Origin of the sequence: Micromonospora sp. NPDC007208 (assembly GCF_042869175.1) — a bacterium.
Lineage (GTDB): Bacteria > Actinomycetota > Actinomycetes > Mycobacteriales > Micromonosporaceae > Micromonospora > Micromonospora foliorum.
On sequence record NZ_JBIAFG010000008.1, the window covers coordinates 157,464 to 170,585 of the forward strand.

The 13,122-nt window shown below is 72.8% G+C and carries 15 protein-coding genes; 8 read left to right on the forward strand and 7 right to left on the reverse strand.

The genetic code is table 11. The features are described from left to right. The first annotated feature begins 47 nt into the window (after positions 1-47). A complete protein-coding gene (locus ACFYL6_RS18365) occupies positions 48-587 on the forward strand; it encodes a DUF4190 domain-containing protein (protein ID WP_387172477.1) in 540 nt (179 codons plus the stop codon). A gap of 24 nt (positions 588-611) precedes the next feature. On the opposite strand, the gene ACFYL6_RS18370 is transcribed toward ACFYL6_RS18365, so the two are convergent. Beyond that, on the reverse strand, positions 612-1,517 hold the full coding sequence (locus tag ACFYL6_RS18370) for an SDR family NAD(P)-dependent oxidoreductase (RefSeq protein WP_387172479.1): 906 nt from the start codon (positions 1,515-1,517) through the stop codon (positions 612-614). Positions 1,518-1,635: 118 nt separating this feature from the next. On the opposite strand from ACFYL6_RS18370, the gene ACFYL6_RS18375 reads away from it, so the two are divergent. Beyond that, a complete protein-coding gene (locus ACFYL6_RS18375; protein ID WP_387172481.1) occupies positions 1,636-2,193 on the forward strand; it encodes a DUF4190 domain-containing protein in 558 nt (185 codons plus the stop codon). A gap of 75 nt (positions 2,194-2,268) precedes the next feature. Here ACFYL6_RS18375 and ACFYL6_RS18380 read toward each other — a convergent pair whose 3' ends face one another. Further along, positions 2,269-3,225, reverse strand: coding sequence for an HpcH/HpaI aldolase/citrate lyase family protein (locus ACFYL6_RS18380; protein ID WP_387172483.1), 957 nt, complete (start codon positions 3,223-3,225; stop codon positions 2,269-2,271). Positions 3,226-3,353: 128 nt separating this feature from the next. Here ACFYL6_RS18380 and ACFYL6_RS18385 point away from each other — a divergent pair, with 128 nt between their 5' ends. Beyond that, a complete protein-coding gene (locus tag ACFYL6_RS18385; protein WP_387172679.1) occupies positions 3,354-4,178 on the forward strand; it encodes an SDR family NAD(P)-dependent oxidoreductase in 825 nt (274 codons plus the stop codon). Beyond that, positions 4,171-4,464, forward strand: a complete 294-nt coding sequence (locus ACFYL6_RS18390) for a hypothetical protein (protein ID WP_387172485.1) — start codon at positions 4,171-4,173, stop codon at positions 4,462-4,464. Before ACFYL6_RS18385 ends, ACFYL6_RS18390 begins: the two co-directional genes overlap by 8 nt. A 23-nt stretch (positions 4,465-4,487) precedes the next feature. Here the strand turns inward: ACFYL6_RS18390 and ACFYL6_RS18395 are convergent, their stop codons facing one another. After that, positions 4,488-5,432 carry a DMT family transporter gene (locus tag ACFYL6_RS18395; protein WP_387172486.1) on the reverse strand — a complete coding sequence of 315 codons (945 nt, stop codon included), beginning with the start codon at positions 5,430-5,432 and terminating at the stop codon, positions 4,488-4,490. Between the two features lie 106 nt (positions 5,433-5,538). Here ACFYL6_RS18395 and ACFYL6_RS18400 point away from each other — a divergent pair, with 106 nt between their 5' ends. Continuing rightward, complete coding sequence (locus ACFYL6_RS18400; RefSeq protein ID WP_387172488.1) at positions 5,539-6,258, forward strand: HAD family hydrolase; 720 nt, start codon at positions 5,539-5,541, stop codon at positions 6,256-6,258. 8 nt (positions 6,259-6,266) lie between these two features. Here ACFYL6_RS18400 and ACFYL6_RS18405 read toward each other — a convergent pair whose 3' ends face one another. Together ACFYL6_RS18405 and ACFYL6_RS18410 are read right to left on the reverse strand one after the other, a co-directional pair. Continuing rightward, positions 6,267-6,797, reverse strand: coding sequence for a hypothetical protein (locus ACFYL6_RS18405; RefSeq protein WP_387172490.1), 531 nt, complete (start codon positions 6,795-6,797; stop codon positions 6,267-6,269). 12 nt (positions 6,798-6,809) lie between these two features. Beyond that, entirely contained in the window at positions 6,810-7,679 is an 870-nt protein-coding gene (locus ACFYL6_RS18410; protein ID WP_387172492.1) for a PhzF family phenazine biosynthesis protein, read from the reverse strand. A 33-nt stretch (positions 7,680-7,712) separates the two neighbouring features. Here ACFYL6_RS18410 and ACFYL6_RS18415 point away from each other — a divergent pair, with 33 nt between their 5' ends. The 3 genes from ACFYL6_RS18415 to ACFYL6_RS18425 all read left to right on the forward strand — a co-directional run bounded on the left by ACFYL6_RS18415 (position 7,713) and on the right by ACFYL6_RS18425 (position 10,870). Further along, positions 7,713-8,999: a magnesium transporter MgtE N-terminal domain-containing protein gene (locus ACFYL6_RS18415; protein WP_387172494.1), complete on the forward strand. Its 1,287-nt coding sequence runs from the start codon at positions 7,713-7,715 to the stop codon at positions 8,997-8,999. Beyond that, positions 8,992-9,642: a DUF1003 domain-containing protein gene (locus ACFYL6_RS18420; RefSeq protein ID WP_387172495.1), complete on the forward strand. Its 651-nt coding sequence runs from the start codon at positions 8,992-8,994 to the stop codon at positions 9,640-9,642. Before ACFYL6_RS18415 ends, ACFYL6_RS18420 begins: the two co-directional genes overlap by 8 nt. Positions 9,643-9,718: 76 nt before the next feature. Continuing rightward, positions 9,719-10,870 (forward strand): Mrp/NBP35 family ATP-binding protein, encoded by a 1,152-nt coding sequence (locus ACFYL6_RS18425; RefSeq protein ID WP_387172497.1) that lies wholly within the window; start codon positions 9,719-9,721, stop codon positions 10,868-10,870. Between the two features lie 160 nt (positions 10,871-11,030). Here ACFYL6_RS18425 and ACFYL6_RS18430 read toward each other — a convergent pair whose 3' ends face one another. Both ACFYL6_RS18430 and ACFYL6_RS18435 read right to left on the reverse strand, forming a co-directional pair. Next, positions 11,031-11,453 carry a preprotein translocase subunit TatB gene (locus ACFYL6_RS18430; RefSeq protein WP_196920926.1) on the reverse strand — a complete coding sequence of 141 codons (423 nt, stop codon included), beginning with the start codon at positions 11,451-11,453 and terminating at the stop codon, positions 11,031-11,033. Positions 11,454-11,529: 76 nt separating this feature from the next. Beyond that, positions 11,530-12,909 (reverse strand): trypsin-like peptidase domain-containing protein, encoded by a 1,380-nt coding sequence (locus ACFYL6_RS18435; RefSeq protein WP_387172681.1) that lies wholly within the window; start codon positions 12,907-12,909, stop codon positions 11,530-11,532. Positions 12,910-13,122: the final 213 nt, after the last annotated feature.

Genomic DNA, 13,122 nt, shown 5'->3' on the forward strand with positions numbered 1-13,122 from the left:
CGTCCGGCAAGAGGGACTTTTCCGGCACCGGCAGGAGGAGGACAGCTGTGAGCTACCCGCCGCCGTCGGGACCGCCCGAGGACGAGCCGCCGCCGTCACCCTACGAGCCACCGAAGGACCAGTCGCCGTACGCGCCACCGCCGGCCGGCCAGCCACCGTACGCGCCGCAGCCGGACCAGCCGGCGTACGAGCTGCCAGCGGAGCGCTCACCGTACGGGCCACCGCCCGGCGAACCGTCGCCGTACGGCCACCAGGGGCCGCAGCAGTCGGCGCACTGGAGTCAGCAGCCGCCGTACCCCCCGCAGGGCCCCTACGGCCAGTACGGCCCACCGCCGGCCGGGCCGGGTCGGGGCACCAACGTGCTGGCGATCCTGTCGCTGGTGTTCGCCTTCGTGTTTCCGCCGGCCGGCGCCGTCCTCGGTCACGTGGCCAAGCGGCAGATCCGCACCAGCGGCGAGGAGGGCGACCAACTCGCGACCTGGGGGCTGATCCTGGGCTACGTCTTCACCGGGCTCACCGTGCTGGCCTGCTGTGGCTGGCTGGCGCTGGTGGCCTTCGGCAACACCAACGACACCGGCGGCTACTGACAGGCGCCGGTGCGGACCGCGCGGTCAGCGGAAGCGGGCCTCGCGGACGCTGTTGCCGCCGTCGACCACCAGCATCTGGCCGGTGATGTACGAGGCGGCCGGCGAGCAGAGGAAGCTGATCGCCGCGGCGACCTCGTCCGGCGTGCCCGGTCGCCCCACCGGGGTGCCCAGCCCTTGCTTGATCTCGGCCATGGTGGACGCCGCGGTGTAGATGGTGCCGGGTGCCACCGCGTTGACTGTCACACCGTCGGCGATCATCTCCATGGCCAGGGCGCGGGTCAGCCCGACGACCCCGGCCTTCGCCGCGGCGTACGCGGCCTCGGTGGGCAGGGCGTTGACCGGGCCGGCCGTGGCCGCCAGGTTGACGATCCGACCCCAGCCGCGCTCGGCCATCCCGCCGATGAACGCCCGGCTGCACAGGAACGCCGTGGAGAGGTTGCGGTCGATCTCACCGCGCCACTCGTCGTAGGTCAGCTGCGCCACCGGCCGCAGCACGCCCTGGCTGGCCCGACTGGCCAGGCCGGCGTTGTTGACCAGCACCTCGACGTCGCCCAACTGCTCGGCGACGGCATCGGCCAGCGCGCCGACCTCGGACTCGTCGGTCAGGTCCGCGACGAAGCCGGTGACCCCCAGCTCGGTCGCCCGCTCGTGGATGCGCCGGGTGGTGGAGACGATGGCCACCCGAGCGCCCAGGTCGGCGAGTCGCCGGGCGGTGGCGTACCCGATGCCGTCCGGGCTGCCCGCCCCGGTGACCAGGGCGACCCGCCCGTCGAGGCGCATGGTGACCGGGTCGGCGAGCGCGACCGGCTCGTCGGGGCCGGGGCTGCCCGCCGGGGCGGCCGTCCGGGCGCGTCGGGCCGCACCCGGGCGGCTGACGTCCCGTCGGGGTCGGCTGCCGGAGCGGTCCGCGGCGCGCGCGTCGTATGCCATGCCAGGGATCCTGCCCGTTACGACCGGCCCGAGCAACGCGGCACCCGGAAGCGGGGGCGTCGGGTTTGGGCAGCGCTGGCTACCCTGTCTCCGCACCCCGACCTGACGGAGAGTTCGCATGACAAATCCCCCGCCGCCCGGCAACTGGACCGATCCCACGTGGTCGGCACAGCCGTCGAGCCCCGCACCCGACCCGACCCTGGTGGCCGGTCAGCCGGTCCCCCCGCAACCCGGCCCGGTCGACCCGTACGCGCCGACCAACCCGTACGCGCCGACCAACCCGTACGCCCCGGCCGACCCGTACGCCGGAGCGCAGCCGCCAGCGACCCAGCCGATGCCCGGGTACGCCCCGCCCGGCTACGCCCCACCCGGCTACCCGCCGCAGTACCCCGGTTACGGCTACCCGCAGCCGCCGAAGACCAACGGGATGGCCATCGCGGCGTTCGTACTGGCGCTGCTCGGTTTCACGTCCTGCATCACCGCGCCGGTCGGCGCGATCCTCGGGCACGTCGCGCAGAAGCAGATCCGGCTCAGCGGCGAGGGCGGTGCGGGGATGGCGAAGGCCGCCATCATCGTCGGCTGGATTCTCACCGGGTTCCTGGTGCTGGTGATCGCCGGCTACGCGGTCGCGATCATCTACGCGATCACGACGGGCGACAACAGCAGCAGCTACTGACGGGCGGGCGGGCCGGCGTACCGTCGACTGTCGAGCCGGACCGACGGCCGGCGGCGGTCGTCCCGGCCCGGCCGGTCACTGCGCCGGTGGGGTGAACGACGAGGTACGGCTCATCCCGGCGGCCCGGCCCTTGGCGGCGACCACGAGCGCCATCTTGCGGGACGCTTCGTCGATCATCTCGTCGCCGAGCATCACGGCGCCGAGCCGGCCGCCAGCCTCCGAGGTGTAGTGCTCGTACGCGTCGAGGATCAACTCGGCGTGGTCGTAGTCGGCCTGCTCCGGCTGGTAGACCTCGTTGGCGGCGTCGATCTGGCCCGGGTGCAGCACCCACTTGCCGTCGAAGCCCAGCGCGGCCGAGCGCTTGGCCACCTCACGGAACGCGTCGACGTCGCGGATCTGCAGGAAGGGGCCGTCGATGGCCTGCTTGTCGTGCATCCGCGCGGCCATCAGGATCCGCATCAGGATGTAGTGGTACGGGTCGCCCGGGTAGTCCGGGATCAAGCCGCCGACCACCATCGACTTCATGTTGATCGACGCCATGAAGTCGGCCGGGCCGAAGATGATGGTCTCCACGCGCGGCGAGGCGGCGGCGATCGCGTCCACGTTGACCAGACCGGCGGCGTTCTCGATCTGCGCCTCGATGCCGATCCGGCCGACCTCCAGGCCGATCGTCTTCTCGATCTGGGTGAGCGTCAGGTCCAGCCACTGCACCTGGGCGGCGGTCTGCACCTTCGGCAGCATGATGCAGTCCAGGTTGGCGCCGGCGCCCTCGACGACCTCGATGACGTCCCGGTAGGTCCACGGGGTGGTCAGGTCGTTGACCCGGACCACCCGGGTCTTGCCGGCCCAGTCACCCTCGTTGAGGACGGCCACGATGTTCTTGCGGGCGTCCGCTTTGGCCAGTGGGGCGACGGCGTCCTCCAGGTCGAGGAAGACCTGGTCGGCCGGAAGCCCCTGGGCCTTGCCGAGCATCTTCACGCTGGAACCCGGCACGGCGAGGCAGGACCTGCGGGGGCGACCGACTGCGGCCATCAATGCGCTCCTTCCAGCGTCCGGCGGGCATGCCGACGCCACCTGACGACAGATCCGGGACCTTAACGATCCCAAAGGGCGTTGTGACGTCACGGTAACCTCGCGCCATGACCGGGGTGAATGGACCTGTGGAAGATCTCACTGGGCGCCGACTGGTGGTGGTGACCGGGGCCAGCTCCGGCATCGGGCTGGCTGCCGCCGTGCACCTGGCCTGCCGCGGCGACCAGGTGGTGCTGGTCGGGCGGGACCCCGCCCGGCTACAGGCCGCAGCCGAACGGGTGCGGGAGAACTCCGGTGAGCGTCCGGAGCTGTTCCGGGCCGACTTCGCGATCCTCGACGACGTACGCCGGCTGGCCGAGCAACTCCGGGGCGCGTACGACCGGATCGACGTGCTCGCCAACAACGCCGGCGCGATCGCGCTGCAACCGCTGAGCACCGTCGACGGTTTCGAGATGTCGATCCAGGCCAACCACCTGGCCCCGTTCCTGCTGACCAACCTGCTCGCCGACCGGGTCGGCCGGGTCGTGGTGACCGCCTCCGGCGCGCACCGCTTCGGCGCACTCGACCCGGACGACCTGAACAAGCCGCTGCGTGACTACCGGCCGATGGGCGCGTACGGCACCAGCAAGCAGGCGAACATCCTGTTCACCGCCGAGGCCGCCCGCCGCTGGCCGGACACCTCCGCGTACAGCTTCCACCCCGGGATGGTCCGCACCCGGTTCGCCAACGACAGCAGGCTGGTCGCGTTCGGTATGCGTTTCCTGCCGTTCCGCAGCCCGGAGAAGGGCGCCGAGACCCTGGTGTGGCTGGCCAACCAGGACCGCTCCCGGCTCATCAACGGGGGTTACTACGCCGACCGCCGCCCACGTCGACCACTCCGGAAGGCATCCGATCCGCAGCTCGCCTCCCGGCTCTGGGCGGCGAGCGCCAAGGCCGTCGGTCTCGATGGCTGACCGGGCCGGCGTGCTGACACTCGTCGCGATCGTCGAGTTCGCCGTCGGGGCCGAGGCGGCCGGGCAGCGTTACGAGGACGCCGTACTGGCCCTGCTCGAACGGCACGACGGCCGGCTGGACCGGCGACTGCGCGGCACCGCCGGGCAGGCCGAGGTGCACGTGATCCGGTTCGACGGGCGGGCCGGCTACGAGTCGTTCCTCGCCGACCCGGACCGGGCGGCCCTGCGTACCGCCCTCGGCGACGCCGCCCCGACGACCCGGGTCATCGAGGTGTACGAAAGCTGACCCGCCGGGCGGGTGTCGCGCGGTCAGTCGGCCAGCGGGGTCGGGTCGGTCGGCAGGGCGCTGGGCTCGCTCCGCCGGCCGCCGAGCACCACCACCGCCACCCCGGCCAGCAGCAACGCCATCCCGAGCAGCGCGTACGGGCGGGGCAGCTGGCCCAGCCAGGCCCAGCCGAGCAGGGCCGCGCCGGGCGCCTCCAGCAGGATCAGCACGCTCACCGTTGTCGCCGGGATCTTCCGCAGGGCGTAGTTGAACATCGAGTGCCCGAGCAGCTGGGCGCCGGCCACCAGGGCCAGGATGGCCAGCCAGGTACGGCCGTCGAAGCCGGTCAGTCGTACGCCGCCGACCAGGCACAGGGCCAGCAGGATCAGCGCGCAGATCCCGTAGCAGATGGTGGTGTAGGTGGTAGTGCTGATGCTGCTCCGCGCCCGTTCCCCGAACGCGGTGTAGACGGCGGCGAACAGGGCGCCGATCAGCGCCAGCACGTCACCGAGGACGGCCCGGCCGGAAACCCCCACGTCCACTCCGGTGGCGACCGCCGCGCCGCCGACCGCCACCGCGATGCCGATCCACACCACCCGGGGCAGCGGACGTCCCTGGGCGCGGGCGATCAACCCCTGCCAGACCGGCTGGGTGGCGACCAGGGCTGTGGACGTGGCGACCGAGGTGAGCTGGGCGCTCGGCACCCAGGTGGCGAAGTGTCCGGCCAGGGCGACCCCGGACAACACGCAGAACAGTCCCTCCCGCCGGCCCGCGCCCACGGTCAGCCTGCGGAACTCGGCCCGACGCCGGACCAGCGCGAAGGGGCTCAGCACGGCCACCGCGAGCAGGTTGCGCCAGAACGCGATGGCCAGCGCGGGGGCGACGGCGTACGCGATCAGCGGCGCGGACGACGACACGGCTACCACGGCCAGCCCGACCGCTCCGGTGGTCAGCGGATCCAGGGTCGGCCGGTGTGAAGGTGGGGGCACGGGACGTAATCCTCACACGTATGACACTCGACACGGACGGTCATCACTCCGTTACGATCACGCGGTTCCGCGCCGGCGACCCTCGACCGCCCGGAGGCGTTCCCCCATGCCCAGCTACCAGGCGGTGCTGTTCGACTTCTTCGGCACCCTGACCCGTTCGGTGCAGCGCGGTGTCGCGCACCTCGGCACCGCCGAGTTGCTCGGGTGCCACACCGACACGTTGACCGAGGTGCTGGACCGCACCTACTACGAACGGGCCACCGGCCTGCTCGGCAACGCGGAGGCGACCCTGCGCTGGGTGTGCGCCCAGGTTGGCGTACACCCCAGTGACCATGCGGTGCGGGCGGCGGTGGCGTCCCGGCACCGGGCGGTCCGCGCGGACACCTGGCTGCGGGCCGACGCGGTGCCGGTGCTGGCGGCCCTGCGCCAGCGCGGCCTGCGCACCGGCGTGATCAGCGACTGTACGCACGAACTACCGGCGTTCCTGCCGCAGCTCGCGGTCGCCCCCCTGCTCGACGTCCGGGTCTTCTCGGTGCAGGTCGGGCGGTGCAAGCCGGATCCGGCGCTCTACCTGACGGCCTGCCAGCGGCTCGGGCTCGCGCCGGGCGACTGCCTCTACGTCGGTGACGGCGGCAGCCAGGAGCTGACCGGCGCCGAGCGGGCCGGGATGACCGCCGTCCGGCTCGCCACACCGGATCTGGCCACGCACCTGGTGTTCAACGCCGACCAGGACTGGCGCGGCCGGACGCTCGGCACCCTGGGCGAGGTGCTCGCCCTCGTCGACGCCGACGCCGCGGTGGCGGGCGTCGGCGGTCGGGCGGACTGATCGACTGATCAGCGGCGGCGGACCCGGTGCAGGCGGAACGGCTTGCGGGTGGCCCGGACCGCCGGAGTCGGCCGGGGCGGCTCGGCCTGCGCGTCGGCCGGCAACTCGGCTCCGGCCAGCGGCGTACCGGCCGGGGCGAGTCGGTTCACCGCGCATCCGTCGGCGGCCCACCGGGCCACCAGATCGGCGGTCGGACCGGGCGCGTTGAGGCGCTTCGCCGCGACCAGCGGCGCGGTGACGTCCCACGCCTCGGTGCCCGGCCGCAACCGGCTCACCCGGGCCGGCCAGGTGACGATCCGCCCGCCGTGGTCGCCGCGCAGGGTCACCTGGGCCTCGGTCGCGTCGGCCAGGCCCGGTGCGGCCTGCTCGCCCGGCCCGCTGACCACCAGGAGCGCGCCCTCCAGCGGGGCGCACCAGAGCGCCAGCGCCGGCCCGCCGGCAACGCTGACCCAGGCCACGGCGGCCTTCTTCATCGCCTCGTCGACCAGTGGGGTGCCCCCGGGGGCGTCCTCGTCCGTCACACCCGCATCCTCCCGCATCGGCGCCTCCGCTCAGCCCACGAACGGCGGCACGGCGATCTCGCCCCGGGCCACCGGCATCACCTGACCGGCGACCGTCGCGCCGACCGCCACCCCGTCCGCCGCGGTGACCGTGCAGGCCAACGCGGACGGGCGGTTCATCTCCACACCCTGTCGGACCGCGTACTCCGACCGCCCCTCGCCGGGCAGCAGACCACTCGCCACCAGCCAGACACCGAGGCCGAGCGCCGCCGAACCGGTCGCCGGGTCCTCCGGAACGCCGATCCCCGGCACGAAGACCCGGGCGTGCGCGGTTTGCGCGGCCGCGTCCCAGGAGAAGACGCTGACGTGCGACACCCCGTACCGCTGCGCCGCCGCCGGGTTCACCCGGGCGCGGGCCACCGACTCCGGACGCACCGGCAGGTACGGGAACTCCAGCCCACAGCCGGCGACGCGTGGGGCGGGCCCGAAGTGGTCGTCGGCGACCAGCCCGGCGATCTCCAACAACGGCTCCGGGTCCAGCTCCGGCCCGAGGGTCGGGGTGCCACCGGTCAGCGTCGCCCCGGACGCGGTCACCTCGATCGGCAGTACACCAGCGTGACACTCCTGGGTGACCTGCCCCACACCGAACATGCCCCGCCGGCACGCGGTGACCGCCGCGCCGACGCTGGGGTGCCCGGCGAACGGCAACTCCTCCACCGGAGTGAAGATCCTGGCCCGGTAGGTGCTGCCGACCTGTGTCGGCGGCAGCACGAACACCGTCTCGGAGAGGTTGAACTCCAGCGCGAGCGCCTGCATCTGCTCGGTGGCCAGCGCCTCCGCGCCGAACACCACCGCCAGCGGGTTGCCGGCGAAGGGGCGATCGGTGAAGACGTCCACGATCTCGTAGGCCAAGGTCGACATGTTGATAAACACTAGGCGCTTAGGCTGGTGCCCGTGAGTACGCCGACCCGGGTCTACATCGCCCGTCTCGCCGGAGTCGCCGTCTTCGACCCGAACGGTGATCAGGTGGGACGGGTTCGTGACGCCGTGGCACGGCTTCGGGCGACGAAGCGTCCGCCGGAGGTGGTGGGCCTCGTCGCCGAGATGCCGATGCGTCGTCGGATCTTCCTGTCCATCAACCGGATCACCTCCATCGACGCGGACGCCGTCGTGCTCGGTTCCGGCACCCTCAACCTGCGCCGGTTCGAGAAGCGCCCGAACGAGCTGCTGGTGCTTCAGGAGCTGCTCGACCGGCGGGTGCAACTCGACCCGGGCGGCCAGCCCGGCGCGGTCGTGGACGTCGCGATGGAGTGCACCCGGGGCGGCGAGTGGTCACTGACCCGCGTCGCCGTACGCGAGCAGACCGGTCGGCTCAGCCGCCGCGGCCACCTGCACCAGGTCGAGTGGGACCGGGTGCGCGGGCTCAGCGGCATCGCCGACAACCGGGGTACGGCGAACCTGCTCGCCGTACTGGAGGACATGCGCCCCGCCGACCTGGCCAACGCGTTGCAGGATCTGCCCGACGCGCGCCGCAACGAGGTCGCGGCCGCGTTGGACGACGAGCGGCTGGCCGACGTGCTCAGCGAGCTGCCGGAGCACGACCAGGTGGAGATCCTCGCCGCCCTCGACCGGGAGCGGGCCGCCGACGTCCTGGAGGAGATGGACCCGGACGACGCCGCGGACCTGCTCAACGAGCTGCCCCCACCCGAGCAGGACGTGCTGCTGGACCTGATGGAGCCGGACGAGGCCGACCCGGTACGCCAACTGCTGAAGTACACCCCGGGCACGGCCGGCAGTGTGATGACGTCGGAGCCGGTCATCCTGCCGCCGGACGCCACCGTCGCCGAGGCGCTGGCCCGGATCCGGGAGCCGCAGCTCTCCCCCGCCGTCGCCGCGCAGGTCTTCGTGACCCGAGCACCGCAGAACACGCCGACCGGCCGCTACCTGGGCATGGTGCACTTCCAGGCGCTGCTGCGCGAACCCCCGGCAGACCTGCTGGGCAAGGTGGTGGTCAACGACATCGACCCGCTGCGCCCCACCACGCCGCTGCCGGAGATCACCCGCCGGATGGCCACCTACGACCTGGTCGCCATGCCGGTGATCGACCGCAACAACCGACTCGTCGGCGCCGTGACGGTGGACGACGTGCTGGACCACTCCCTACCCCGGGACTGGCGGGACCGCGACGCCCTGGCCGCCCCGGGCGCCACCGACACCGCGATGGGCGGCGCGGATGGCTGACCAGCGGCGGACGGAGCGTCTCGACCAGCCACGCGAGCCCCGGGGCGTCAAGTTGCCCCGGTTCGACGCGGAGGCGTTCGGTAGGTGGTCCGAGGGCATCGCCCGGGGCATGGGCACCGCGAACTTCATCGTCGTCATGACGGTGGTGATCACGATCTGGTTCGTCTGGAACACGTTGGCCCCGGCGAACCTGCGCTTCGACCCGTACACCTTCACGTTCTTGACCCTGGTGCTGTCGTTGCAGGCCAGCTACGCGGCCCCGCTGATCCTGCTGGCCCAGAACCGGCAGGCCGACCGGGACCGGGTGGCCCTGGAGGAGGACCGGCGGCGAGCCACCGCGCAGAAGGCGGACACCGAGTACCTGGCCCGGGAGATCGCGGCCCTGCGGATCGCGATGGGTGAGGTCGCCACCCGCGACTTCCTCCGCTCCGAGCTGGCCCGGCTGGCCGAGGAACTGGACGAGGTGGGGCAACGCCGGCAACGACTGGAGCGCCGCCAGCAGGAGAAGGACAGCCGGCAGGAGCGACGTGGCCAACGGCCGACCGACGGTGTCGGCCTGGACGAACCCCGCGACGACCTGGACGGCGACTTCACCCGGGACGCCCGGCCGGACGGCACCGGCCCGCGCCGGTCAGAGGGCTGACCGGCGGGTCATCGATTGGCTCACACCGCACCGGGCAACGGCGGCAGCGGATGCCCCGCGACGTAGCATTGCGGGCATGTCAGCACCCGTGAGCACCGTCGAGGACGCGATCCAGGCCGCCCTGGCCACCGTCAACGACCCGGAGATCCGCCGGCCCATCACCGAGCTGGGCATGGTCCGCTCCGCCACGATCGGTGCCAGCGGTGTCGTCCGCGTCGAACTGCTGCTCACCGTCGCCGGCTGCCCGCTGAAGGACAAGCTGCGTACGGACATCACCACCGCCCTGGCCGCGGTGCCCGGCGTCACCGGCGTGGAGATCGACTTTGGGGTGATGACCCCCGAGCAGCGGCAGTCGTTGCAGTCGCAGCTGCGCGGCGGCGGCGGCGCCACCGAGGAACCCGTCATCCCGTTCGCCCAGCCCGGCTCGCGCACCCGCGTGTACGCGGTGGCCAGCGGCAAGGGTGGCGTCGGCAAGTCCAGCGTGACGGTCAACCTGGCGGCGGCGCTCGCCGCCCGTGGGCTCTCCGTCGGGGTGGTCGACGCCGACATCTACGGCCACTCGGTGCCCCGGATGCTCGGCACGGAGGCCCGGCCCACCCGGGTCGAAGACATGATCATGCCGCCGCAGTCGCACGGCGTGAAGGTGATCTCCATCGGCATGTTCACGTCCGGCAATGCCGCCGTCGTGTGGCGCGGCCCGATGCTGCACCGGGCGTTGCAGCAGTTCCTGGCCGACGTCTACTGGGGCGACCTGGACGTGCTCCTGCTCGACCTGCCCCCGGGTACGGGTGACGTGGCCATCTCGCTGGCCCAACTGCTGCCCAACTCGGAGATCCTGATCGTCACCACCCCGCAGACCGCCGCCGCCGAGGTGGCGGAACGGGCCGGTGCGATCGCCCTGCAGACCCACCAGCGGGTGGTCGGCGTCATCGAGAACATGTCCTGGCTGGAGCTGCCGGACGGCTCCCGGATGGAGATCTTCGGCTCCGGCGGCGGCACGGCCGTGGCCGAGTCGCTGAGCCGGACCATCGGCGCGCAGGTGCCGCTGCTCGGTCAGATCCCACTGGACACCCGGGTCCGTGAGGCCGGCGACGCCGGCAACCCGATCGTGCTGGCCGAGCCGGAGTCCCCGGCCGCGAAGGCACTCGGCACGATCGCCGACCGGCTCGCGCTGCGCCGCGAGTCACTGCTCGGCAAGCCGCTCGGCCTCAAGCCCGCCGGCCGCTGACCACCCCGAACACCGTCAGCCCGCCGGCCGCTCCTAGCCGGCGGGCTGAATCACGTTGGTGAGTAGCCCAGGCAGGCCGCCACGACGTGGTTGACCGGCCGACTTCCTGCGACGCGAGTTGATCAGCGCCGGGGGGTCGGGCGGGTACGGACCGGGTCGGTCAGGTGGCGTCGTCGTAGCTGGCCCGGGGGGCCGGGGCCGAAGGAGTGCTGGTGGCCGTGCCGGAGCGGGCCTCGTTCGACCGCAGGTCGGCGGCGTTGGCCACGTCCTTCAGGTCGTTGTGCACGCCGCTCACGTCCGCGCGCAGGTTGTCGTAGACGCCCTGCAACGGCTTGCGGATCGCCGCCTCGTCCTCCTCGCTGAGGAGGTGCTTGCGGATGAACGCCTTCGGGTGCAGGTCTTCCAGCTGGATGTCGGTGCCCAGCTCGCGGCTCAGGTCGCCGGTGGCGTTGCGGGCCATGTTGCGCAGGTTGCGCACCAACCGCAGGCCATCGGTGATCACGGCGGGGAGCCGGTCGCCGAAGATCAGCAGCGCCAGGAGCAGCAGCGCACCGATCTCCCACCAGTTCAGGTTGTCGAGCATCCCGCGGGCCTCCTCTCGGCGTCAGCAGCAAGACTACGCACGCCGGGCGGCTTTCGGGCAGGGGGTGCGCAGCTGTTCACTTCGCGTCCGCCGCGAGGGTTACCGAGGTGTTCTGCCGGGCGGAGCCCCGCCGATACTCGACGGTCACCACCGAGCCTGGCGCGTACTTGCGGACCAACGCGGTCAGATCGGTCGGCTCGGTCATCGGCCGCCCATTGATCCTGAGGATCACGTCACCGACCTTCAACCCGGCACCGTCCGCGGGGCCGGACGGCTCCACCTCGGCCAGCCGCAGACCACCCCCGGCAACTCCGGTCGGGCCGTCCGCCCGGGCGCCGATCACCGTACGCCGGGCCTTGCCGGTGCCGATGATGTCCTGGGTCACCCGCTTGGCCTGGTTGATCGGGATGGCGAAGGCGAGCCCGATGTTGCCCGCCTCCTGCCCCTCGGCGACAAGCGACTTGATGGTGGAGTTCACCCCGACCACCCGGCCGGCGCCGTCGACAAGTGGACCGCCCGAGTTGCCGTGGTTGACCGCGGCGTCGGTCTGGATGGCCGCGTAGTAGCGCACCGGACCGCCCGGCTCCCCGGCCTGCATCGTCCGGTCCAGAGCACTCACGATGCCGGCGGTGACCGTGTTGGCCAGCGACAGCGGCGAGCCGATGGCGAGCACAGGGTCGCCGACCGCCAGCGCGTCGGAGTCGCCGAACTCCACCGGCCGCAGCCCGGGACGACTCACCTTGATCACCGCGATGTCCGACTCCGGGTCCTGCCCGACGATGGTCGCCGGCGCGGTGCTGCCGTCGTTGAAGACCACCGAGGCCTTGCCGGTGCCGCCGGCCACCACGTGGTCATTGGTGATCACATGGCCGTCGGCGGTGGCGATGAACCCGGAGCCCTCACTGGTCCCGCCGAGGCTGCTCACCCGCACGGTGACCACGCTGGGCAGGACACGTTCGGCGACCCCCGCCAGCGACTCCGGTTTGCGCTGCGCCAGCGCCGGCACCTCCGCGGGCGCACCACCGAGGACCGCCGCGCCAGCGCCGCCGCGTACCGCGAACGCGTAGCCCAGCGCACCGCCGAGGGTGCCGGCCAGGAGCGCGGTGATCACCGGGATGAGCAACAGGTGGCGCAGCGTCGGCCGGCCCGGCGCGTCGGGGTCGGTGACCGGCTCGGGCTCGGTGCCGGGAACCACCACCCCGGGCACCACCACCGCGGTCGGTGCCGCCGGGTCCCGCCAGGGGTCGGCGAGCGCGTCCGACCACCAGGGCGACGCCCCGGCCGAGTTCGGCCCGCCCGCAGCCGACGCCGGCCAACCCGGTGCCGGCCCGCCGGCAGACCCCGGCATGGTCGGCGGCCCCACCGACGGGGCTCCTGCCCCGGGCGGTCGCGCCGGAGCCGGAGTCTCACCGCCCCGGCGCCAGTCCCAGCCGTCGGTCACGTCGGTGCCTCCCAGTCCGTCCCCGGATCCCGCGCCGCGTCGCCCGGCCACGGGCCGGTCTGGTCGCGGCTGACGGGATACCGCCTCCAGGATTGCACGGATGTACGCGGTGCAGTCAGCGGTTGCCCCGGTGATCGCTTCCGGCGGAGGCGCGGCTGCGCCCCACGACGGTCGCCTCTACGCTCACAGTGCCAACCCGCCCCCGCACCACGCACCGCCCCCGGAGGT